The organism is Halalkalicoccus sp. CG83, assembly GCF_037081715.1.
Taxonomy (GTDB): domain Archaea; phylum Halobacteriota; class Halobacteria; order Halobacteriales; family Halalkalicoccaceae; genus Halalkalicoccus; species Halalkalicoccus ordinarius.
This window is the reverse complement of record NZ_JAZDDH010000001.1, coordinates 1,156,306-1,176,985: the sequence shown is the minus strand read 5'-3', so window position 1 is coordinate 1,176,985 and position 20,680 is coordinate 1,156,306. Positions and strand designations below refer to the sequence as shown.

Below are 20,680 nucleotides of genomic sequence, written 5' to 3'. Positions count from 1 at the left end.
TGAACGGTATAGGTACGCCTCGCCCAGCAGTAGGCATGAGCGACGTGATCGATGAGGACCTCTACGAGCGCACCAAGCGGCTACTCGAGCCCGGGGAGATAGCGCTGGCCGGCGCGATCGTCCACACGGATCTCGAGGGCAGCGACGACATCGAGATGCACCAGGCGACGGTCGACGTCGGGGAGATCATCGCCGAGGGGGCCGGACACGACCCGAAGGACACGTACGTCTACTCCGGCTCCGACGACACCGACTTCGCCTCGAACCAGCACCAGGGACTGACCCTCGACGGCGACGAGTTCGTCTGGGAGTGCCAGCAGTTGCTGCGAAACGGGACCTTCGACGTCGTCTTCTACTACGAGGCCAGCGCCGACCACGAGTCGATCCTCGAGGGGATCCGCGAGCGTGGCTTCGAGGTGACGGGAGTGCGCGAGGACTGATCGAGACGCCGATCCCGCCACGATCGTCCCGGTTCGAAGCGAGCCGCCCGGGGTCGATACGATACCCGAATGGTATCAAAAAACTCAATGGACGATGGCGTATCGTGCGACCCATGTCGGGTCACAGGGGAAGGACGCGACGTTCGTTTCTGCGGGCGAGCGGAGCCGGCGTGGCCGCGGTCTCCGCGGCCGGCTGTCTCGACGCCGACGGCGGTGAGGACGGCGACGGCAACGGCGGGACGGGGGTACCGGAGTCCGGAGAGACCGAGCCCGACGAGATCGAACGCGGGGGGAGTTTCACCGTCGGTCTCCCCGGCGCGATCGAGGCGCCGAACCCGCTGACGGCGAGTTCGGCCTACACCTGGAGCGTGCTGGAACTGGTCCATCAGACCGGCGTCTTCGTCGAGCCCGAGGCGTTCGAGGTGATGCCGTGGGCGTTCACCGAGTGGGACGCCGAGGAGCGCGAGGGGAGGATGACGATCCGCTTCAGCGTCAACGACGACCTGCGGTGGACCGACGGCGAGGCGTTCACCGTCGACGACGCGCTGTTCACCTACGAGTACTACATGGACCGGGAGCCGACGCGGTATCGCGCGGCGATCGACCCGATCGAGTCGGTCTCGGAGGCCGACAACGGGTTCGACGTGCGCCTCGAACTGAGCGAGGCGGTCGGAACCTGGGAGGTCGAACAGCTCGGGCTCCACCTCTTGCCCCGTCACGTCTGGGAGGGCGTCGACGACCACACGGCCCACGGGAGCGACGAGCCGGTCGGGCTGGGTCCGGGCCGGATCACGAGGCTGGAGCCCGACACGGCGATCGACGTCTCGCTGGACGGGGAGTCACCGCTGACCCGCTACGACTGGGTCGACGAGCACGACCTGTTCCTCGCCGAGGGACCGTACCTCGATTCGATCCGCTTTCGCGTCCTCGACGACGCGGCGCTCCATCGGGAGTTCGTAGCGGGGAACGTCGACGCGATCCACGACGACGCCTTCGACCCGGGCCGAACGGGGACCCTCGAGGACCGGGACGGGCTGGACCTGATCGACGGTCGGGCCGACGGCTACGGCCACTACACCGTGAACATGCGGGTGACGCCGTTCGACGACCAGGCGTTTCGCCAGGCGATGCGCATGGCGATGGACGGGCCCCGGTGGGTCCGGGAGATGGCACGCGACTCCGCGGTAGCCGGCAGCGTCGTCGTCCCGCCCGCCTACGAGCACCTCCGACCCGAGACCGCCGCCGACGAGCCGGTCCAGCAGTCGCCCGACGAGGAGGCCCACCCCGCGCTCGAGGCGCTCCGGTTCCGCGGGACCGGGGACGGCGCGCTGGACGTCGAGGCCGTTCGTGAGTTCCTCCGGTCGGGCGAGGTGATCTCGGGGCGAGGCGGCACGTACGCCGGCGTCGAGTACCCCGGCAGCCTCACCGACGTCGGCGAGACCGCCCAGACCGAGGCGGCGTACGACTACGAGTTCGGCGAGGTCCGGTCGGACGTCCTCCGGGAGGCCGGCGCGGACGCGGAGCTGTACGTCGACGGCCAGACGATCGAGGAACGCAACGAGGGACCGCTCACGATGTTGAACTACCCGCCCGACGAACGCCCGCGGGTGGTCGAGTTCACGCAGGAGTACGTCGGGAACCTCCGTCGGCTCGGCGTGCCGATCCGACAGGAGATCGTCACCGCCGGCGTGATGGCCGACCGGGCGTTCCTCGAGGCCGAGTTCGACGTCCATCCGATGGAGTGGTCGAGCCTCTCGTCGCAGGGGGCCGATTCGCTGTATCGTCTCTTTCACAGCGACAACGCCCACGCGGCGGATTCGACGTTCGACAGCTTCGCGTACAACGCGTCGGGCTACGGGCTCGAGGGGCTGGCGGGCGCCGACGAGGAGATCGACGCGATGCGCCGGGAACTCGACGACGAACGGCGAGACGCGCTCGTCCGACGGGTCGCGGAGCGGCTGTACCTCGAGGCGCCCACGCTCGTCAGGGACTATCCGCCGTCGCGGTGGCCGGTCAACGCCGGCGAGTACGCGGGATTCATGGCCGACGTTCCGTCGCCCGGCAGCGACGGGCTCTGGAAGCAGTGTCTGAACGTCCACCGGCGGTAGCTCCTCCGGGCGAGTCGGCCACGGGGACGACGAAGGCGAGCACGCACGCCGAGCGAGGATCGTCCCGAACGCGACCCTTAAGGACCGAGAACCCCGAGACCCGAGCATGGACCGGGCGCAGGTAGGAGACCTCGACGAGTACGATCGCGCCCTTCTCAACGCGTTCCAGGGCGGCTTTCCCGTCTGTGAGGAGCCGTTCGAGCGCGCCGCCGCCGCCCTCCGCGAGCGGGGGATCGACCTCGACGGATCGGAGCTGCTCGCCCGGGTCAAACGCCTCGACGAGGAAGGCGTGCTCACCCGCTTCGGCGCGCTGATCGACGCGGGGGAGATCGGCGGCACCGCGACGCTGGTAGCGATGCACGCCCCCGAGGAGCGCTACGAGGAGGTCGCCGAACGGGTGAACGCCCACCGGGAGGTGGCGCACAATTACGAACGCGAGCACCCCCACCTCAACATGTGGTTCGTCCTCAGCGTCGCCGACGAGTCGCGCGTCGAGGAGGTACTCAGGGAGATCGAACGCGAGACCGGCCAGGAGACGTACGACCTGCCGAAGATACGGGAGTTCCGCGTCGAGGCGAAGTTCATGCTCGACGGGCCGATCCCGGAGGGCGACGTCGATCTCTCCGATCTCGGTCCCGCGGTCGAGCCCTCCGATCGGTCGTCGTTGACGCCCGACGAGCGCGACCTCGTCGCCGAGATCCAGGGTGGGCTCCCGATCGTGGAGCGACCCTACGAGGCGATCGGCGCGGATCCCGACTGGGTCCGCCGGACGATCAAGCGGTTCGACGAGGAGGGGAAGGTCCGCCGAGTGGGGGTGATCCCCAACCACTACGCGCTGGGCTACACCGAGAACGGGATGACCGTCTGGAACGTCCCCGACGACCTCGTCGAGGAGGTCGGCCCCGCGATCGCCTCGCTCCCGTTCGTCACCCACTGTTATGAGCGCCCGCGCCACGAGGGCGTCTGGCCGTACAACTTCTTCGCGATGACCCACGGGCGCAGCGAGGAAGAGAGCGAGCGACGCATCGAGCAGGTCCGCGAGCGCATGGCGGAGTTCTGGGACGTAGGAGAGGAGGACTGGGACACGCTGTTCTCGACGCGGATCCTGAAGAAGACCGGCATCCGCCTCGAGGAGCGCGCCGACGCGAACACGAGCGAGGGCGACGAGTGATCATCCCACGACCGCGAGCCGCGCGGGACCGACGGTCCCGCTGGAAACCGGCGGCTTCGCCGGCGGTGACGACCGCCGGGAGCGAGCGGTGTTTCTTCCTCCAGATTTTTTGCGCGAGCGGTCCGCTTCGCGGACCCGAGGGGAGAAAAGGTGGGCGGCGATGATCCCGCTGTTTCACGACTTCTCGGGGCGGACGGTGCTCGTCTTCGGCGGCGGGACGGTGGGCGCGCGTAAGGCCCGGCGGTTCGCCCGCGAGGCCCGCACGATCGTCGTGAGCCCCGCCTTCGACGGGGAGTTCGACGGCGCACAGCGGGTGCGGGCGGCTCCGGAGCCGGCGGACCTCGCCGCGTGGTTCGAGCGGGCGACGCCGGCGCTGGTCGTCGCGGCGACCGACGACGCCGAACTGAACGCCGCGATCGAACGCGAGGCCCGCGAGCGGGGCGTGCTCGTCAACCGCGCTGACGAGCACGGCGGGCGCGAGCCGGGGAGCGTCGTCGTTCCCGCGACGGTTCGAGAGGATCCGGTAGTGGTGGCGGTCTCGACCGGCGGGAGGAGCCCGGCGCTGAGCAAACACCTCAGAGAGCGCATCGAGCCCGAACTCGAGGGAGCGGGCGAGATGGCGGAGCTGACCGCGGAGCTCCGCGAGGAACTCCGGTCGCTGGCTCCGGAGACCCGTCGCGAGGCGATCCGATCGGTGATCGAGACGCCGGCCGTTTGGAAGGATTTACGTTCGGGGGACTCGAAGCGCTCGCAAGTGGTTGCAGACGTGATCGAGAGAGCAGTGAATCGAGAGGAGGGGTCGCCGTGAGCGGCGGCGTCATCACCGGGATCCGGATCGCCCACGACACCGCGTCGGTCGACGCCATCGAGGCGGCCTGCGATCCCGATCAGCGCCGGCTCGTCGAGCAGCTCCTGGCCCACGAGGGCGTCTCGGAGGCGTTCTGCCTCCAGACGTGCAACCGGGCGGAGGCGTACGTCGTCACGCCCGACGAGGCCGCCGGACGGGCGGCGCTCGAACCGCGGGTCTCGGAGCTTCCGACGGCGGCCGTCCGCTGGACGGGCCACGAGGAGAGCCTGCGTCACCTGCTTCGGGTGGCGGCGGGTCTGGAGTCGCTCGTCCTCGGCGAGGACCAGATCATCGGCCAGTTCAGGGAGGCCTACGCCGACGCCCGCGACGCGGGTGCGATCGGAACGATCCTCGAGGACGCGCTGTTGAAGGCGATCCACGTCGGCGAGCGCGCCCGCACCGAGACGGCGATCAACGAGGGGGTCGTCTCGCTGGGCAGCGCCGCCGTTGCGCTCGCCGCCGCGGAACGCCCGCTCGAGGATGCGACGGTGCTCGTGATCGGCGCCGGCGAGATGGGAACGCTCGCGGCCCAGTCGCTCGACCGCCGCGACCTCGAGCGACTGCTGGTCGCGAACCGAACCCTCTCGCGGGCCGAGCACGTCGCGAGCGAGGTCTCGGTCGACGCGGAGGCGGTCCCGCTCGCAGCGCTGTCGACGACGATCGACAGCGCCGACGTGGTGATCACGGCGACGGGAAGCGCCGAGCCGATCCTCGACCCCGCGCTGCTCGAGGCGAGCGGCGAGACGCTGGTGATCGACATCGCGAAACCGCGGGACGTCCATCCCGAGTCCGACGCGGTCGAGGGCGTCGTGGTTCGCGACCTCGACGATCTAGAGACGGTGACCGAGCGGACCGAGGCCAGGCGTGCCGCCGCCGCCCGGGAGGTCGAGTCGATGATCGATCGGGAGCTCGATCACCTCATCGGGCAGTTCAAGCGCAAACAGGCCGACGAGGTGATCGGCGCGATGTACGAGGGTGCGGAGATGGCGAAACGCCAGGAGCTCTCGACCGCGCTCTCGAAGCTCGAATCCCAGGGCGGGCTAAGCGACAAACAGCGCGAGACCGTCGAGGCGATGGCCGACGCGCTGGTGAGCCAACTGCTCGCCGCGCCGACCCATAGCCTCCGGGAGGCCGCCGCCGAGGACGACTGGGAGACGATCAACACCGCGATCCAGCTGTTCGACCCCGAGTTCGAGACCGGGGCCGTCGGATCGCCCGGGGGCGTCGACCCCGCCGAGGCGACGATGCCACCCGAGGTCGCCGCCCGGCTCAAGGACGACTGATCCGACCGTCCGAGGACCGACCTTTATTCGTCTGGCCGTCGTCGTTCAGCACATGGCGGAGCTACTCGACGACGACGAGATCCAGCAACGGCTGCCCGACGGCTGGGAGCGCGACGGCGACGAGATCGTTCGGACGTTCGAGTTCGACGACTACCTCGCGGGCGTCGAGTTCGTCCAGCGTGTGGGAGAGCTCGCCGAGGAGGAGTTCCACCACCCCGAGATGATCGTCGGCTACGAGGAGGTCGAGGTCCGCTTCACCAGCCACGAGGAGGGCGGCATCACCGATCAGGACGTCGAGATGGCCGAGCGAACGAACGACGAGGCGTGAAAAGCGAGAGATGAGCGGGCGCTACGTCCTCGCGGTTCGCTTCCGTCTCGCCCCCGGCCGAGGCGTACGCGTCGAGCCCGCACGCTTCGAGACCACGCTGTATCGAGACGCCGACGAGCCGGGCGAGGACGGCTGGCTCTTCTTCCGGGACAACCTCTGGCGCGGAGAGCTCAACTCGCCCGATCACCTCCGCGAGCTGACCGAGGAGGCGCTCGGCGTGCCGGTCGAGCATGTCGAGTATCGTCGCTTCGAGACGAGCGAGTCGGGCTACCGGGAGCTGAAGGAGGCGATCGCGGACGACCTCGAGCAGTTCAACGCCGACTCGGTCGACGAGGTCGTGAACAAGTACTTCGGGAGCTCGATCGACGTCCGGCCGGAACGCTCATAATCCAGGGAACGCCTAGAGGACGTCCTGAATGAGCGGTGAAGCGTACCGAGACGACTACGACTACGACTTCTGGCTGCTCGACCTCGACGGCACGCTCGTCGACGTCGAGTGGTCCTACGTCCGCGAGACGTTCGACCGCGTCGGCGACCGGATCGGCCGAACGTTCACCGACGAGCAGGCCCGCGGCCTCTGGTACGGCCTCGGCGCGGACCGCGAGACACAGATCCGCTCGCTGGGGCTCGACCAGGAGGCGTTCTGGGCGGCGTTCGACGCCGTCGAGAGCCCCGCCGAGCGCGTCGAGGCGACGACGCTCTACGACGACGCCGCGTTCGTCGCCGACCTCGACCGCCCGGTGGGGCTCGTCACCCACTGTCAGCCTTTTCTCACCGAGCCCGTCCTCCGGACGCTCGACATCGACGACTGGTTCGACGCCGTCGTCTGCTGTTCCGATGATCTGGGCTGGAAGCCCGATCCGACGCCGGTCGAGCGGGCGATGGCGGAGCTCGACGCCGAGGGGCGGGGCGTCCTCGCTGGCGACGGCGCGAACGACGTCGGCGCGGCCTGGAACGCCGGGCTCGACGCGATCCACGTCGAGCGCCACGGCCCCGACAGACGCGGCGTCTGCGTCCTCGGCGACCACCGCGTACGGAGCTTCGCCGACCTTGCGGAGCTATCGCCGGTAGCCCGGTAGCGTCTCGTCCTCGAACGACCACTCGTCGATCGCCTCTCGCAGCCGCTCCATCCCCCCCTTCTCGATGCGATCGGGGTTTCCGAGCACCGAAACCCGCTCCTCGCCCAGCGAGACGAACCCTAGACCGAGCCGTTCGGCCGTCGTCCGTAGCCCGAGCCCGGCGTCCGCCCGCCCGGCGACGACCTTTCGAGCGGGGCTCTCGTGAGCACGTACGGCCAGGTCGAACCCGTCGATCGACTCGACCAGCTTGTGGCGCGTCGAGCCGCGCTCCTCGGCGACCGAGGCGAGCGCGTTCGAAAGCGTCGTCCGGAGTCCCGAGTCGGTCGTGCGGTTGACGAACCGCAGGTCGCGCTCGACCAGGTCGGCGAGCCCCTCGACCCCGTCGGGGTTGCCCTCGGGAACGACGAGCCCCCACTCGCGGGTCCAGCCGCCCAGATCGACGGCCTCGACGTCGCGATCGATGGAACCGGTGACGACGGCGAAGTCCGGCGTGCCGCGGCCGAGCCGACGCAGTCCCTGACGGCTGCCGATCCCCAGATAGCGGGGGTGCTCGACCCGGTCGAGCAGCGCCGAGAGCGCGGGGTCGTCCTCGCCGACGCCGAACACCGTCGGGGGACGGACGTCGGGCGAGAACAACCGGACGGAAACGGGTTCGCCCGCGTCGAGGTAGGCGGTGTCGGCGTCGACCTCGACGATGCCGTCGGCCTCGACGAGACTGGTGGTCGCGCCCGACCCCTTGTCGACCGGGTAGGCGAGCGTCACGGGTTTGTCGGTTCCAGCCTCGTCGCCGTCGGCTTCCCCGACGTCGGGAGACGGCCCGCTCTCGACCAGGCCAACGGGCATCAACCGCTTTCGGCCGCCCTCGTAGCGCTCGCGGTCGGCCATGCGCGCCTCGACGGTCGCCGTTCGGGGCTCTGGCAGACCGGCGGCCCGCCGGACCGCGGGCGCGACGAACGTCCGGAAGATCGTCAGCGCGGAGACGGGATATCCTGGAAGACCGACGTACGCCGACTCCTCGAGGGTTCCGATCAGCATCGGTTTGCCGGGCTTGACCGCGACGCCGTGGAGCAGGAGTTCGCCCCGCTCCTCGATTACCCGGTAGATCACGTCGACCGCGCTCGCGGAGGTCGAACCCGACGAGAGGACGAGGTCGCACTCCTCTGCGGCCTCGACCATCACGCGGCCCATCTCCTCGTAGTCGTCGCCGACGTGGGGGTAGAGTTCCGCCTCGCCGCCGGCGTCCTCGACGGCGGTCGCGATGGTGTAGCTGTTGACGTCGTAGATCTGGCCCTGCTCGCTTTGCAGTTCGCCGCCGGGCCGAACGAGCTCGTCGCCCGTCGAGACGATGCCGACACGCGGGCGGTCGCGAACGGGCACCTCGCTCACCCCGAGCGCCGAGAGCAGGCCGATCTCGCGGGGCGTCAGCCGTGTGCCGGGACCGAGCGCCCGCTCGCCGGCGGCGACGTCCGCACCCGCGAACATGACGTGATCGCCCGGCGCGAGCGAGGTGCGGATCTCGACGCCAGCGTCGGTTTCGTCGGTCCGCTCGACCATCACCACCGCGTCGGCCCCCTCGGGCATCACCGCGCCCGTCGAGATCTCCGCGGCGGTCCCCTCCTCGACGACTACATCGGGTTCGGCACCGGCGTGGACCGCCCCCACCAGATCGAGGACGGCGGTGTCGGCCTCGTCGGCGCCGAACGTGTCGCGGGCGCGGACGGCGTAGCCGTCCATGCTGGCACGGTCGAAGCCGGGGACGTCGATCCCGGCGTCGACCCGTTCGGCGAGCACGCGACCGCGCGCCTCCCGAAGCGGAACGCGTTCGACCCCGCCGCCGAGGTCGAGCGAGTCGATGGTCTCGCGGGCGCGCTCGGGCGGAGCCAGGTCGCGGAACTCCTTTCGGCTCACGCGAGCACCTCCCGTGCGAGCGTGAGGGCGTCCAACGGGGCCGGGCGAGCGAAGCGAGCGTGAACGCGTTCGGCGGGGCTCACGCCGACCACTCCCAGTTCTCGACGGCGACGGTCTCGCCCGCCGCGATCCCCTCGCTCTCCTCGGGGACGACCACCCAGCCGTCCGCGAGCGCCACGCTCGAGAGCACGCCCGAGCCGCTGACGCGCGTCGGCTCGGCGGTTCTCTCGCCGTCCTCCTCCTCGACCTTCACACGGGCGAACGTCCGAACGCCGGGCTCGCTGCGGATCTTCCGCTCGAGGCGTGCTGCCGTCGCCGGGTGGTCCTCGATCGGCATCCCGCCTGCGCGTTTGAGCGCCGGACGGAGGAACTGGACGGCGTTGACGATGCAGGCGACGGGGTAGCCCGGAAGCATGATCACGGGCGTGTCCTCGACGACGCCGAGCGCCACCGGATGGCCCGGCTTCAGCGCGACGCCGTGGACGAGCACCTCGCCGAGGTCGTCGACCACCTCGGGGATGAGGTCGCGTTCGCCCACGGAGGAGCCGCCGGTGGTGACGATCACGTCCTTCGTCAGGTCGCGCTGGATCGCCGCCCGGAGCGCCTCGCGGTCGTCGGTGACGACGTCCCGGTAGACGGGCCGGCCGCCCCAGCGGTCGACGAACCGGGAGACCGTCAGCCCATTGGTCTCGATGATCTCACCCGGGCCGGGGTCGGTCTGGACGAGCTCCTCGCCGGTCGGCACCACCGCGGCGGTCGGCCGTTCGGCGACCTCGACGGCGTCGAGTCCCACCGACTTCAGCAGGCCGAGATCCGAGGGGCGGACCCGATGGCCCGGTTCGTAGAGCCGTTGGCCCTCAGCGACGTCCTCGCCGGCATCACCGACGTTCTCCCCCTCGGCGACGGCGTCGAACACCTCGATCTCCGCCCCGACTTCCTCGACCTGCTCGATCATCACGACGGCGTCGGCGCCAGCGGGGAGGTCGCTGCCGGTGTGGACCCGGGCGGCGACCTCGGGACCGGTCTCCTCGCCCGTCCGGAGGACGTTCGGCGATCGGTCGCTCGCGCCGAAGGTGTCCTCCGCACGCACGGCGTAGCCGTCCATCGCGGCCCGGTCGTAGCCCGGGACCGGGTTGGGGGCCGTCACTCGGGCGGCGATCGTTCGTCCGTCGGCGCTCCCGAGCGGCACTCGCTCGGTCCGGCCGTGCGTCGAGACCGCCTCGAGCAGCCGACCGCGGGCCTCGTCGATCCGCGTCCGGTCCTTGAATCCCGACCGCTGGAGATCGTCCTGGCTCATGCGTGGACGTACGGTCGGAACGACAAAAGTCGGTGGGCTACTCCTCGATCCGATTCACCCATCGGCGCCGTCCCGAGTGTGGGCCGTGAGCGTCCGTGGAGCCACCGACCCGTCTCGGACCCTTCGTGTATCTCGGGGAGGGGGCGGTGGTGACGCTCGTGCTAGCGCTCGCTCTCGTCGTGTGATCGCGGGCTTTTTCGCCCCCGCGACCCTACCGAAGGACATGTCAGCGCTGCGCGAGGCACTCCAGGAGCTGCCCGAAGCCGTGTTCGCGGATCTGCTGGAACACGACGAGGAGTACCTGATCGTGCTCGACCTGCCGGGCGCGACCGGCGAGACGACCGAGGTGACGGCCGAGGCCCGTCGCGTTCGGATCGAGGCGCGGCGCGAGAAGGACGTCCCCGAGGGATTCTCGTACGTCCGCGAGAACCGCTCGCTGTTCCTCGATGCCGACCTCCCGCTACCGCCGGACGCGATCGGCGACGAGGCGCGCGCGACCATCGACCGAGGGGTGCTCGAGCTACACGTCCCCCGTCGAACCGGCGATGCGGCGACGACCATTCCGATCGAGGACGCCTGAGCCGGGATGGCATGGCTGCACGCCTATCGACGCTTCTTCGTCGTCGCCTGGCAGTTCCTCCCGCTGCTGCTGGCGTACGCGCGTGATCGGCGTCGGTATCTGCTGTTCGGTAGCCCGCGCCAGGTCGACGTCGAGACCCAGCGACGGCGCGCCGGGCGGCTGCTCGAGTCGCTGCTGACGCTCGGACCGACGTTCATCAAGCTCGGCCAGCTGCTCTCGACGCGGCCGGACGTGCTACCGCCCGCCTACATCGACGAGCTCTCGAAACTCCAGGACGAGGTCCCTCCCGCCGAATGGGAGGACGCACGGCAGGTGCTCGAGGAGGAGCTCGGCCCCGTCGACGAGGCGTTCGTCGAGTTCGACCGCGACGCCATCAGCGGCGCGAGCCTGGGACAGGTATACCGGGCGTACGTCGACGACCGACTCGTCGCGGTGAAGGTTCGGCGACCCGACATCGAGTCGCTCGTCGAGGCCGACCTTCGGGTGGTGAAGTTCTCGCTGCCGCTCCTGTTGCGATTCGTCGGCGAGGCCCGTGCGTTCTCGCTCGAGAACCTCGCCGACGAGTTCGCGAAGACGATCCGCGAGGAGATGGACTACTCGAGGGAGGCCGAGATGCTCCGGGAGATCCGGGCGAACTTCGAGAACAACCGACGGATCCTGATCCCCGCGATCATCGACTCACACTCGACGGGTCGCGTGCTCACCATGGAGTACGTCGGCGGAACGAAGATCAGCAACACCCGCAAGTTGGACGAACTCGAGATCGACCGGAGCGCGGTGGCAGAGACGCTCCAGGAGGCGTACCTCCAGATGATCATCGACGACGGCGTCTTCCACGCCGATCCCCACCCGGGGAACCTCGCGGTCCAGGAGGACGGCACGATCGTCTTCTACGACTTCGGGATGAGCGGGCGGGTCGACGCCTACGTCCAGGAGAAGATCGTCGACTTCTACGTCGCCGTCGCGAACCAGGACACCGACGCCATCCTCGATGCGCTGATCGACCTCGGGACGCTCTCGCCCGAGGCCGACCGGCAGGTGATGGGCGACGTGATGGAGCTCGCGATCGCCGACGCCCGCGGCGAGGAGATCGAGCAGTACCGCGTCCAGCAGATCGTGAGCCAGATCGAGAACACCATCTACGAGTTCCCCCTCCGACTGCCCTCGAACCTCGCGCTCGTTCTCAGGGTCGCGACGGTCGTCGAGGGGGTCTGCGTGACGCTCGATCCCGACTTCGACTTCATCGAGACCGCGACGGAGTACCTCTCCGAGCAGGGCTATCGCGAGGAGACCGCCCAGCAGTACGCGGAGGAGGCGGGCCAGCAGTTCTGGCGATCCGCCCAGGCGTCGATCCGGCTCCCCCAGACGGCGGACCGCACCCTCGGTCGGCTCGAACGCGGCGACGTCACGATCAACGTCGACGTCCAGGACCCGGAGAGCGTCTTCGATCGGCTGGCGAAGCGGCTGATCTACGGACTGCTCCTCTCGGTGATGCTCGTCTCGACGTCGATCATCTTCGCGTTCCGGGCGTGGGAGCCCGCGGTCGTTCCGGCGTTGCTCTCGCTCGTCATCGTCTTCCTGCTCTACCGGTCGTTCCGCGGGCGTCGAAAGGGGATCAGCGCACAGCCGCAGTTCACCCGTCAGAACCTCCGGAAGCGCCGCGGCGAGTAGTCCGGTTTATCCTCCCTCGTCACGACCCGGCCGTATGGAGATCGCCCCCTTCGGCCTCGAACGCTGGTTCGACGAGTACGAACACGACGCCGACGTCATGCTCGCGGAGAGCGGCATCCGGAGCCTGCCCGCCTCGCGGTTCGACCTGGATCCCGGCGACCTGGACTACGTGATTCCCACGGACGGCGATCCCGAACTCCGCGCCGCGGTCGGGGCACGCTACGACCGGAGCGCCGAGGAGGTCTGCTTCACGTGTGGCACCCAGGAGGCGAACTACCTCGTCTTTCAGTCACTTCTCGATCGGGGGGATCACGCGGTCGTGATCACGCCCACGTATCAGGCGCTCCACGCCGTCCCCGAGTCAATCTGTGACGTCTCGCGGGTGAGCCTCTCTCCGCCCGCCTGGGAACTCGACGTCGACGCCGTCCGGGAGGCGATGCGGCCCGAGACCCGCCTGGTCGTGCTGAACAACCCGAACAACCCCACCGGGAAACACCACTCGCGAGCGACGGTCGAGGCGCTCTACGACCTGGCGGCGGAGAACGACGCCTACCTGCTCTGTGACGAGGTCTACCGACTGCTCGCGGAGGAGCCCCTCCCGCCGGTGGCCTCGATGGGCGATCGGGGAATCAGCACGACGAGCCTGACGAAGGCCTACGGGCTCGCGGGGCTCCGCTTCGGCTGGATCGTCGGTCCCCGAGACGTGATCGAGGGTGCGGTCCGCTGGAAGGACTACACCACGATCTCGCCGTCGATCGTCGGCCAGCACGTCGCCCGACAGGCGCTCGGCGACGAGGAGAGGGCGATCCTCTCGGAGAACCGAACGCTCGCCACGGAGCACCGCGAGCGCGTCGACGAGTGGGTCGCCGAACACGGACTGGAGTGGCACGAACCCGTCGGCGTCAACGGGTTCGTTGCTATCCCCAACGAGTTCGAATCGGGCGAGTCGTTCTGCCGGGCCGTCGTCGAGGAGGAGAGCGTCGTGCTCGCGCCGGGCGGGCTGTTCGGCTTCGAGGGGTACTTCCGGATCGGGTTCGGCCTCCCGACCGACGAGCTAGAGGAGGGGCTCCGGCGGGTAGGTCGCATCATCGATCGTCGACGATGAGTCAGCTATCGAGAAACGCCGCGAGCCGCTCGCGATACTCCGTGGAACGATCCTCGGGGACCCAGTGGCCGGCGTTCTCGACCGGCGCGAGCGTCGCGTTCGGGAGGTCCTCGGCGAGCCGTTCCGCGTCCTCGATCGGCTGTTCGTCGTCCTCCGTGCCCCACAACAGGAGGGTCTCGGCCTCGATCTCCCCGTACGCTATCTCGGTGGTGTGATTGGTGTTGGTCGCGATCGCGTTTCGGCCGAGCGAGACCACCGCCTCCTCGGTGTCCCACTGGGAACACATCCCCTCGACGAACGCCTCGGTGGGATCGCCGTGGAGGGTGTCGCGGTAGGCCTCCGAGAGGGTCTCCCGACACTCCTCGACGCTCATCGTTCGGATCGTCGACGGGAGACCGAGGTCGACGATGAACTCGATCGGCCAGGAGTCATAGACCGTCGCGTTCGAGAGCACGAGCGCCTCGATCCGCCCGGGGTCGTTGACGGCCAGACGCACGCCCACCCCGCCGCCGATGTCGTGACCGACGAGAACACACGAGTCGACGCCGAGTTCGTCGAGCAGCGCCCCGAGCACCGCTTCCTGGGCGCGGATCGAACGGTCGAACCCGTCGTACATCGAGGACTCGCCGTAGCCGGCGAGGTCGGGAGCGATCACCCGCCGATCGCCCGCGAAGGCGGGCGCGACGTCGCGCCAGAGGAACGACCAGGTCGGGATCCCGTGGACGAACAGCACGGGCGGATCCGGCCCGTCGCCCTCGTCGTAGTAGGCCACCTCCAGCTCGTGACCCTCGACGGTTACGGTCGCCGACTCCTGTCGCTCACGCCAGTCGTCGTGGGGCGCCATACGCTCCGTACGACCGGGACCAACAAAGGAAATGGGATCGTTCCAAACCGTTTATACGGCCTCCGTGGATAGCGACGACCATGGTAACGCAGCAGAAGCAGGTCCGCGATCTGCAGGAGGGCAGCTACGTCATGATGGACGGAGCCGCGTGCAAGATCACCGCCTACAGCACGGCCAAACCGGGTAAACACGGAAGCGCAAAGGCCCGCGTCGAGGGCCGAGGCGTCTTCGACGGGAAGAAGCGAAGCTTCTCACAGCCGGTCGACGCCAAGATCCGAGTGCCGATCATCGAGCGAAAGCAGGGTCAGGTCATCAGCGTCGAGAGCGACACCGTCGCGCAGGTGATGGACCTCGACACCTACGAGACGATCACGATCAGCACGCCCGACGACGTCGACCTCTCCTCCGACGAGAACATCGAGTTCCTCGAGATGGAGAACCAGCGGAAGATCCTCGGCTGATGTTCCCCGGGGCCGCCACGGCCCGCGAGGACGCCGACTACGTCGTCGTCGGTGCGCCGCTCGACGTCTCGACGACGTTCCAGCCCGGCACCCGCTTCGGCCCCGACCGGATCCGACGGTTCGCCGAGACGTTCGACGACTACGACCGACGCACCGATCGACGCTTCTCCGATCTCTCCGTTCACGACCACGGCGACGTCCACGCGTGGAACGACGCGGCGGAGTACGTCTCGTATCTCGAGGGCGTCCTCACCGACGTCGTGTGGGACGACGCGATCCCGCTGCTTCTGGGCGGCGAGCACACCGTGAGCGCGGCGGGCGTCCGCGCCGCCGATCCCGACGTGTTCGTCTGTCTCGACGCCCACCTCGACCTCCGGAAGTCGTACGACGGCGACGAGTGGAGCCACGCCTGCGTGACGCGACGAGTCCTCGACGTGGTCGAGGAGGCGATCGTCCTCGGAGCGCGCACCGGAAGCGAGGCCGAGTGGGAGCGCGCCGGGGTCGATGACGTGACGGTCGTCGCGCCCGAGGACGTCGACTCCTGGCTCGATGCGCTTGCCGAGGGGACGCGAGACCCGATCGGATCGCGCTCGACGTATCTCAGCGTCGATATCGACGCCGCGGACCCCGCCTTCGCGCCGGGAACCGGAACCATGGAACCGTTCGGCCTCGCCGCCCGCGAGATGCGAGCGGTCGTCCGGGCGGTCGCGCCCGCCTGCGTCGGCTTCGACGTGGTCGAGGTGAACGACCGCGACGACGGCCAGGCCGCCGCGCTCGGGGGAAAGCTACTCAGGGAGTTCGTCTCTACACACGCACGTGCCAATGCAACTGACGACGCTGTGTGAGCGCTACGACGAACGCCTGCGTACGGGGGCGTTCGCCGAGATCGACGCGAGCGCGAACGGCCTCCAGGTCGGCCCCGAGGAGCGCGAGATCGAACGCGTCGCATACGCGGTCGACGCCGCCCTCGAGACGATCGAGCGGGCGGCCGAGGAAGGCGCGGACGTCCTCGTGGTTCATCACGGCCTCTCCTGGGACGGCTTCGAGCGCGTCACCGGCCGCACCCACGACCGGATCGCCGCGCTGATCGAGAACGACCTGGCGCTCTACGTCTCGCACCTCCCGCTCGACGCTCACCCCGAACTGGGCAACGCCGCCGGCGTCGCGGACCTGCTCGGTCTCGAGGCGCGCGAGCCGTTCGGATCGCTCGACGACGAGACGATCGGGCTCCGAGGGAGAGCGGCCTCGGCGTTCGGTGCCGACGGGATCCGCGACCGACTCGCGTCGCTCGACACCGGCGGACGCGAGCCGCGGTTGCTCGAGTTCGGCCCCGAGGAGATCGAGGACGTGGCGATCGTCACCGGCAGCGGCATCGACTGGCTCGAGGAGGCGGCCGAGATCGGCGCGGATGCGCTGGTGACCGGCGAGGGCAAACAGCAGGCCTACCACGACGCGCGCGAGGCCGGCGTGACCGTCGCACTCGGGGGCCACTACGCCACCGAGACGTTCGGCGTCCGCTCGCTGCAGTCGCTCGCCGAGGACTGGGGGCTCGGGACCGCGTGGATCGACGCCCCGACCGGTCTGTAACCCGGAAGTAAACGCGACGCTAATCCCGATCGGATAGCGTTTCCGCTCGTCACCTCTAGAACGAACGGTTTTAGCTAGTGAATAGTAATGTCTCCTTCGCGAGTACCGATGAACCGTATTCCCCGACCGGTGGACGCGTTCCCCCTGATCCCCGACCGGTCGAGGAGTACGGACCGGCGGCGCGCGCCGTCGGTCCGCGCCGGGCATCGTCCGGGCACACCGTCGGGCGAGCGCGACCGCCACCATCCAACCATCCGACGACGCGGCCGCGCTCGCACCGACCGTTCCGTTTTCCTCCGACGCCGAACGACGGAACCGGGCGGTTGAAACCGCCCGCCGACCCAGCACCGCTATGAGCGACGACACCCCTCAGAGGGAGGAGTTCACACACGACCCGATCGAACACGCCCGAGCCCGCGCCGGCATGACCGTCGGCGAGCTCGCGGCGGAGTACGGGAAGGCCGGCGTCGGCGCGTCCGATCTCCACCGTGCAGTCGGGATCACGGCGTCGATGTTCGGCGAGGAGAAGACCAGCGTCCTCTTCGGGTTGGCGGGCGCGATGGTGCCGACCGGGATGCGACGTCTGGTCGTCGACCTGATCCGCGACGGCTACATCGACGCGCTGGTGACGACCGGCGCGAACCTCACCCACGACGCGATCGAGGGGATCGGCGGGAAACACCACCACGGCCGCGAACACGGCGAGGGGTCGCTTCGGGAGCACGACGAGACCCTGCGCGACGAGTGGGTCGACCGGATCTACGACGTCTATCTCCCCCAGGAGCACTTCACGCTGCTCGAGGAACACCTCCGCGCGGCGGTGTTTCCCGAGCTCGAACGGACGGTGACGATCCGTGAGCTCACCGCGGAGCTGGGCCGCGCGACGGCCGAGATCAACGCTAGCGAGGGGATCGAGGAGGACGCCGGAATCGCCGCGGCGGCGTTCGAGGAGGACGTGCCGGTCTACTGTCCGGCGATCCAGGACTCGGTGCTCGGACTGCAGGCGTGGATCTACTCCCAGACCTCGGAGTTCTCGCTCGACGCGCTGGGCGACATGACCCACCTCAACGACGTCGCCTACGAGGCCGACCGTACCGGCGCGTTCGTCGTCGGCGGCGGCGTTCCGAAGAACTACGTGCTCCAGACGATGCTGGTGACGCCCACCGCCTACGACTACGCCGTCCAACTCACGATGGACTCGCCGAACACCGGCGGGCTCTCGGGGGCGACGCTCGACGAGGCGCGCTCGTGGGGGAAGATCGAGAAGGCCGGCGAGAACGCCTCCGTCTACGCCGACGCGACGATCACGCTGCCGCTCGTGGTGGCGGCCGCACGCGAGCGCATCGAGGGCGATCAGTAGTCCGTACGGTAGCGCCCCCAGTCGAGGCGCGCGTAGTGCCAGAGGGTGCCGGTCAGCCCCGATTCGCTGATCCGCCGTGGGGAGGTCTCGACGAGGGTCGCGGGCACGTAGCCCGTCGGCTCGCTGCGCGCCAGTCGGCGGCTGAACGCGGTGTCCTCGTTCGGAACGTCGGGAAAGCCGCCGGCGGCCTCGTAGGCTTCGCGTTCGACGAAGAAGTTGAACCCCGGGAGGATCGGCCGCTTCAGCCGGGGAAAGACGTGATTGATCACGGCCTCCATCAGCGTCGCACGACCGCCGCGCATGCGACAGCGCGAACTCGCCGCCGAGAGCCCCTCCTCGTCGGCGTACTCCAGCATGGCGTCGAGATACTCGGGAACGACGATCGTGTCCGCGTCGACGAACGCGAGCCACTCCCCGCGGGCCGCGCATGCGCCGAGGTGGCGGCCGTGGCCGATGGCGCTGCCGGGACCGGAGACGAGTCGCGCGTCGAACTCGCGAGCGATCTCCGGCGTACGATCCTCGCTGTCGCCGTCGACGACGATCAGCTCGTAGGAACGGTCGGTCGTCTGGGCGCGGAGGCTCTCGAGGGTCGCGGAGAGGTACTCCGCCTCGTTACGAGCGGGGACGATGACGCTCACCGTCGGGGAGGGTTCCGTCTGGCTCACCGTGAACGTAACTCGGGAGGAGAAGGGGGTATGCGTTCTGCCGGCGGTCGCAGCCTGCGGTCGAACTCGGGGACGGTCGTGGGGGTCGAGCGGTTCGATCGGAGTGGATGAGCGAACCCCGATCGGACGCCGTCCCCGCGCCCGCCGACGTCCTCGAACGAGGGAGGGGAGGGGTGACGAGATCTCCCACGTACGGATGGTCCGATCGTACGACGCCCGATGGGGAGGACCGCTGCCCGGCAGTCCACGCCCCGTTCCGTCGGTCCGTCCGCGACGGGGGTCGCTCGTGGTCGTCTCGTCACAGATCGGTATCACGCGTCGAGGAATGGATCTGTTCGTTCAGCGCTGAATCGCCTTATATACTCGCTGCGATTTTCTCAGGCCGCGCCCTCCGAACCGTCGATCAGGCCGGTGCGCTCGAGCAGCGTCGTCTGGCCGCGGCGGAGCCGCCCGGCCACCGCGCGGGCGGAGATGCCGATCTCGCTCGCGACGTCCTCGAGGGTGGCACGCCGCGGCTCCTCGAAGAAGCCCATCCCGTAGGCGACGACGAGCGCCTCGCGCTGCTCGGGGGTGAGCCCGTAGTGGCGGTCCGGCGGTTCGGGCGAGGTGGTGACGCGAACGAGCGAGAGCGGAACGCCTCGCTCGTCACAGAGGTGCTGGAACTCGCTCGTGGCTGCCGCGTCCGCGAACCGGACCTCGAAGCGCCACTCGCCGCTGGTGGCGTGGGCGTCGAGGAGCGTGCCGTCGGTCTCCGCGATCCCGCGGAGCGTCCCCGCGGCGTCGGGGTTCCACTCCGCGGCGAACAGCGTCCCGCCGTCGACGCGGTCGACGACGGTGATGCGGTCGATCGCCGGCTCCGCCCGCGCGGCCTCCGCGAAGACCTCGGTGTCTCGCTCCCACACCCAGAAGAAGGGCATGACGCTGTCGTCGGTCGGGACGATCCGGTCGAGCTCGAGCAGCGCGTCCGGATCGTCGCCGAGCGAACGTCCCAGCGCACAGGCGTTCGTGGGAACAGTGAACTCGATGACGACGCTCATCGGCGAGGGTACGTCGCCAGTGACTATCCCCTTGTCGTGAACGGGAACCGACTTGTGGCGCCGCCGCCAACTCTTCGATGGCCGATGACGAGCGCACCCGCCCGAGCGCGGGGTGGCACCCGCGCGATGAAGAGCCCTATGAGTGCCGAGGCCAGCTTTCTATCCATACATTTTCGAAGAGAAGTGAACGAACGTCAGAGAATCGCGTCTACTACCCTCTGAGAGAGGACAGTCGCCATTTATCGACGAGGAGGAGTAGGCCACGCAGCCTCGATCTCGCTTTTTTTGGTTAGAAGACGTTGTTCGCGTACACGGAAAGCTCATAAAGAATATCTGCGCTACAATCGAATGGCGTGGAAGCTCATCAACGAGGGCCCATACGAACCCCGTCGTTCCCGGTTCAACCATCACCTCGACGTCTGCGTGAACCGTTTCGTATCAAAACGAGAGTGACAAGATGTGACGAGCGAAACGGCCATGCGCCGCGACGTCCATGGCCGAGGTATGGCCGGATCGAAACCACCCGTCGAGGCCTTCGACGAACTGGAGCGCGGAAAACGGGCGCGGCTGCTGCTCGGGGAGGTCGCCGACGAGGAGCGGCAGCCGGACGATCCATTCGAGACCGAGGTGGAGTGGGTCCACAGCCGGCGCGACGACGCGGACATGATGATCACCTACCGCGCCGAGTTCACACCCCCTGAGGGGGACGACGGCGCCGACCTGTACTACCTCGAGATGGAGGTGCCGGAGGAGGGCGATCCGACCCTCTCAGCGCTGATGGCCGAGTCGAACGACGACGGCGAGCGGACGACGCGGCGGGTTGCCGCAGTGGAGCGCCTGGAAGTGGTGGACTGATCTCCGTGACCTGTTCCCCGTCCGTCCGGTCGCTGGTCCTGACGCGTGCCCGTC

Annotated in this window: 21 protein-coding genes; 16 read left to right on the top strand and 5 right to left on the bottom strand. The window is 69.0% G+C overall.

Translation table 11 applies throughout. From position 1 onward, the window contains the following. Positions 1–35: 35 nt before the first annotated feature. The 8 genes from V0Z78_RS06090 (at position 36) to V0Z78_RS06055 (ending at position 7,256) form a co-directional block, all read left to right on the top strand. Entirely contained in the window at positions 36–440 is a 405-nt protein-coding gene (locus tag V0Z78_RS06090; RefSeq protein ID WP_336343737.1) for a DUF5778 family protein, read from the top strand. A gap of 170 nt (positions 441–610) precedes the next feature. Continuing rightward, positions 611–2,548 carry an ABC transporter substrate-binding protein gene (locus V0Z78_RS06085; RefSeq protein ID WP_336343736.1) on the top strand — a complete coding sequence of 646 codons (1,938 nt, stop codon included), beginning with the start codon at positions 611–613 and terminating at the stop codon, positions 2,546–2,548. A 106-nt stretch (positions 2,549–2,654) separates the two neighbouring features. Continuing rightward, positions 2,655–3,719 carry a siroheme decarboxylase subunit beta gene (gene ahbB, locus V0Z78_RS06080; protein WP_336343735.1) on the top strand — a complete coding sequence of 355 codons (1,065 nt, stop codon included), beginning with the start codon at positions 2,655–2,657 and terminating at the stop codon, positions 3,717–3,719. Positions 3,720–3,879: 160 nt separating this feature from the next. Beyond that, positions 3,880–4,527: a precorrin-2 dehydrogenase/sirohydrochlorin ferrochelatase family protein gene (locus V0Z78_RS06075; RefSeq protein ID WP_336343734.1), complete on the top strand. Its 648-nt coding sequence runs from the start codon at positions 3,880–3,882 to the stop codon at positions 4,525–4,527. Continuing rightward, a complete protein-coding gene (gene hemA, locus V0Z78_RS06070) occupies positions 4,524–5,849 on the top strand; it encodes a glutamyl-tRNA reductase (RefSeq protein WP_336343733.1) in 1,326 nt (441 codons plus the stop codon). Before V0Z78_RS06075 ends, hemA begins: the two co-directional genes overlap by 4 nt. A gap of 52 nt (positions 5,850–5,901) precedes the next feature. Continuing rightward, a complete protein-coding gene (locus V0Z78_RS06065; protein WP_336343732.1) occupies positions 5,902–6,177 on the top strand; it encodes a 4a-hydroxytetrahydrobiopterin dehydratase in 276 nt (91 codons plus the stop codon). A 10-nt stretch (positions 6,178–6,187) separates the two neighbouring features. Beyond that, positions 6,188–6,565 carry an LWR-salt protein gene (lwrS, locus tag V0Z78_RS06060; protein ID WP_336343731.1) on the top strand — a complete coding sequence of 126 codons (378 nt, stop codon included), beginning with the start codon at positions 6,188–6,190 and terminating at the stop codon, positions 6,563–6,565. A gap of 28 nt (positions 6,566–6,593) precedes the next feature. Further along, the gene (locus tag V0Z78_RS06055; protein ID WP_336343730.1) at positions 6,594–7,256 is read left to right on the top strand and encodes an HAD family hydrolase; all 663 of its coding nucleotides are present in this window, start codon (positions 6,594–6,596) and stop codon (positions 7,254–7,256) included. Here V0Z78_RS06055 and V0Z78_RS06050 read toward each other — a convergent pair. Further along, positions 7,236–9,164, bottom strand: coding sequence for a molybdopterin biosynthesis protein (locus V0Z78_RS06050; protein WP_336343729.1), 1,929 nt, complete (start codon positions 9,162–9,164; stop codon positions 7,236–7,238). The genes V0Z78_RS06055 and V0Z78_RS06050 overlap by 21 nt on opposite strands. A gap of 79 nt (positions 9,165–9,243) precedes the next feature. Then, the gene (locus V0Z78_RS06045; protein ID WP_336343728.1) at positions 9,244–10,461 is read right to left on the bottom strand and encodes a molybdopterin molybdotransferase MoeA; all 1,218 of its coding nucleotides are present in this window, start codon (positions 10,459–10,461) and stop codon (positions 9,244–9,246) included. A 223-nt stretch (positions 10,462–10,684) separates the two neighbouring features. Here V0Z78_RS06045 and V0Z78_RS06040 point away from each other — a divergent pair, with 223 nt between their 5' ends. The 3 genes from V0Z78_RS06040 to V0Z78_RS06030 are packed head-to-tail and all read left to right on the top strand — an operon-like array spanning position 10,685 to position 13,817. Beyond that, positions 10,685–11,041, top strand: coding sequence for an Hsp20/alpha crystallin family protein (locus tag V0Z78_RS06040; protein WP_336343727.1), 357 nt, complete (start codon positions 10,685–10,687; stop codon positions 11,039–11,041). A 6-nt stretch (positions 11,042–11,047) separates the two neighbouring features. After that, positions 11,048–12,712 (top strand): ABC1 kinase family protein, encoded by a 1,665-nt coding sequence (locus V0Z78_RS06035; protein ID WP_336343726.1) that lies wholly within the window; start codon positions 11,048–11,050, stop codon positions 12,710–12,712. A gap of 34 nt (positions 12,713–12,746) precedes the next feature. Then, complete coding sequence (locus V0Z78_RS06030) at positions 12,747–13,817, top strand: aminotransferase class I/II-fold pyridoxal phosphate-dependent enzyme (protein ID WP_336343725.1); 1,071 nt, start codon at positions 12,747–12,749, stop codon at positions 13,815–13,817. Between the two features lies 1 nt (position 13,818). Here V0Z78_RS06030 and V0Z78_RS06025 read toward each other — a convergent pair whose 3' ends face one another. Beyond that, a complete protein-coding gene (locus V0Z78_RS06025) occupies positions 13,819–14,661 on the bottom strand; it encodes an alpha/beta fold hydrolase (protein WP_336343724.1) in 843 nt (280 codons plus the stop codon). Between the two features lie 80 nt (positions 14,662–14,741). Here V0Z78_RS06025 and V0Z78_RS06020 point away from each other — a divergent pair, with 80 nt between their 5' ends. The 4 genes from V0Z78_RS06020 to V0Z78_RS06005 all read left to right on the top strand — a co-directional run bounded on the left by V0Z78_RS06020 (position 14,742) and on the right by V0Z78_RS06005 (position 18,069). Then, on the top strand, positions 14,742–15,122 hold the full coding sequence (locus V0Z78_RS06020; protein ID WP_336343723.1) for a translation initiation factor IF-5A: 381 nt from the start codon (positions 14,742–14,744) through the stop codon (positions 15,120–15,122). Further along, positions 15,122–15,967, top strand: a complete 846-nt coding sequence (gene speB / locus V0Z78_RS06015; protein ID WP_336343722.1) for an agmatinase — start codon at positions 15,122–15,124, stop codon at positions 15,965–15,967. Before V0Z78_RS06020 ends, speB begins: the two co-directional genes overlap by 1 nt. After that, positions 15,945–16,709 (top strand): Nif3-like dinuclear metal center hexameric protein, encoded by a 765-nt coding sequence (locus V0Z78_RS06010; RefSeq protein ID WP_336345164.1) that lies wholly within the window; start codon positions 15,945–15,947, stop codon positions 16,707–16,709. The genes speB and V0Z78_RS06010 overlap by 23 nt, the downstream gene beginning before the upstream one ends. 352 nt (positions 16,710–17,061) lie before the next feature. Beyond that, positions 17,062–18,069 (top strand): deoxyhypusine synthase, encoded by a 1,008-nt coding sequence (locus V0Z78_RS06005; RefSeq protein ID WP_336343721.1) that lies wholly within the window; start codon positions 17,062–17,064, stop codon positions 18,067–18,069. Here the strand turns inward: V0Z78_RS06005 and V0Z78_RS06000 are convergent. Continuing rightward, positions 18,063–18,734, bottom strand: a complete 672-nt coding sequence (locus V0Z78_RS06000; RefSeq protein ID WP_336343720.1) for a glycosyltransferase — start codon at positions 18,732–18,734, stop codon at positions 18,063–18,065. The genes V0Z78_RS06005 and V0Z78_RS06000 overlap by 7 nt on opposite strands. 377 nt (positions 18,735–19,111) lie before the next feature. Further along, positions 19,112–19,771 (bottom strand): helix-turn-helix domain-containing protein, encoded by a 660-nt coding sequence (locus tag V0Z78_RS05995; RefSeq protein ID WP_336343719.1) that lies wholly within the window; start codon positions 19,769–19,771, stop codon positions 19,112–19,114. A gap of 504 nt (positions 19,772–20,275) precedes the next feature. On the opposite strand from V0Z78_RS05995, the gene V0Z78_RS05990 reads away from it, so the two are divergent. Further along, a complete protein-coding gene (locus tag V0Z78_RS05990; RefSeq protein WP_336343718.1) occupies positions 20,276–20,626 on the top strand; it encodes a hypothetical protein in 351 nt (116 codons plus the stop codon). Positions 20,627–20,680 lie beyond the last annotated feature (54 nt).

Bases quoted from the DNA above. Each gene is read 5' to 3' on its own strand.
- V0Z78_RS06055 (WP_336343730.1), top strand. From the start codon at position 6,594: ATGAGCGGTGAAGCGTACCGAGACGACTACGACTACGACTTCTGGCTG.
- V0Z78_RS06065 (WP_336343732.1), top strand. From the start codon at position 5,902: ATGGCGGAGCTACTCGACGACGACGAGATCCAGCAACGGCTGCCCGAC.
- V0Z78_RS06035 (WP_336343726.1), top strand. From the start codon at position 11,048: ATGGCATGGCTGCACGCCTATCGACGCTTCTTCGTCGTCGCCTGGCAG.
- V0Z78_RS05990 (WP_336343718.1), top strand. From the start codon at position 20,276: ATGGCCGGATCGAAACCACCCGTCGAGGCCTTCGACGAACTGGAGCGC.
- V0Z78_RS06010 (WP_336345164.1), top strand. From the start codon at position 15,945: ATGCAACTGACGACGCTGTGTGAGCGCTACGACGAACGCCTGCGTACG.
- V0Z78_RS06030 (WP_336343725.1), top strand. From the start codon at position 12,747: ATGGAGATCGCCCCCTTCGGCCTCGAACGCTGGTTCGACGAGTACGAA.
- V0Z78_RS06025 (WP_336343724.1), bottom strand. From the start codon at position 14,661: ATGGCGCCCCACGACGACTGGCGTGAGCGACAGGAGTCGGCGACCGTA.
- ahbB (WP_336343735.1), top strand. From the start codon at position 2,655: ATGGACCGGGCGCAGGTAGGAGACCTCGACGAGTACGATCGCGCCCTT.
- speB (WP_336343722.1), top strand. From the start codon at position 15,122: ATGTTCCCCGGGGCCGCCACGGCCCGCGAGGACGCCGACTACGTCGTC.
- V0Z78_RS06005 (WP_336343721.1), top strand. From the start codon at position 17,062: ATGAGCGACGACACCCCTCAGAGGGAGGAGTTCACACACGACCCGATC.
- V0Z78_RS06020 (WP_336343723.1), top strand. From the start codon at position 14,742: ATGGTAACGCAGCAGAAGCAGGTCCGCGATCTGCAGGAGGGCAGCTAC.
- V0Z78_RS06090 (WP_336343737.1), top strand. From the start codon at position 36: ATGAGCGACGTGATCGATGAGGACCTCTACGAGCGCACCAAGCGGCTA.
- V0Z78_RS06075 (WP_336343734.1), top strand. From the start codon at position 3,880: ATGATCCCGCTGTTTCACGACTTCTCGGGGCGGACGGTGCTCGTCTTC.
- V0Z78_RS05995 (WP_336343719.1), bottom strand. From the start codon at position 19,771: ATGAGCGTCGTCATCGAGTTCACTGTTCCCACGAACGCCTGTGCGCTG.
- V0Z78_RS06045 (WP_336343728.1), bottom strand. From the start codon at position 10,461: ATGAGCCAGGACGATCTCCAGCGGTCGGGATTCAAGGACCGGACGCGG.
- lwrS (WP_336343731.1), top strand. From the start codon at position 6,188: ATGAGCGGGCGCTACGTCCTCGCGGTTCGCTTCCGTCTCGCCCCCGGC.
- V0Z78_RS06040 (WP_336343727.1), top strand. From the start codon at position 10,685: ATGTCAGCGCTGCGCGAGGCACTCCAGGAGCTGCCCGAAGCCGTGTTC.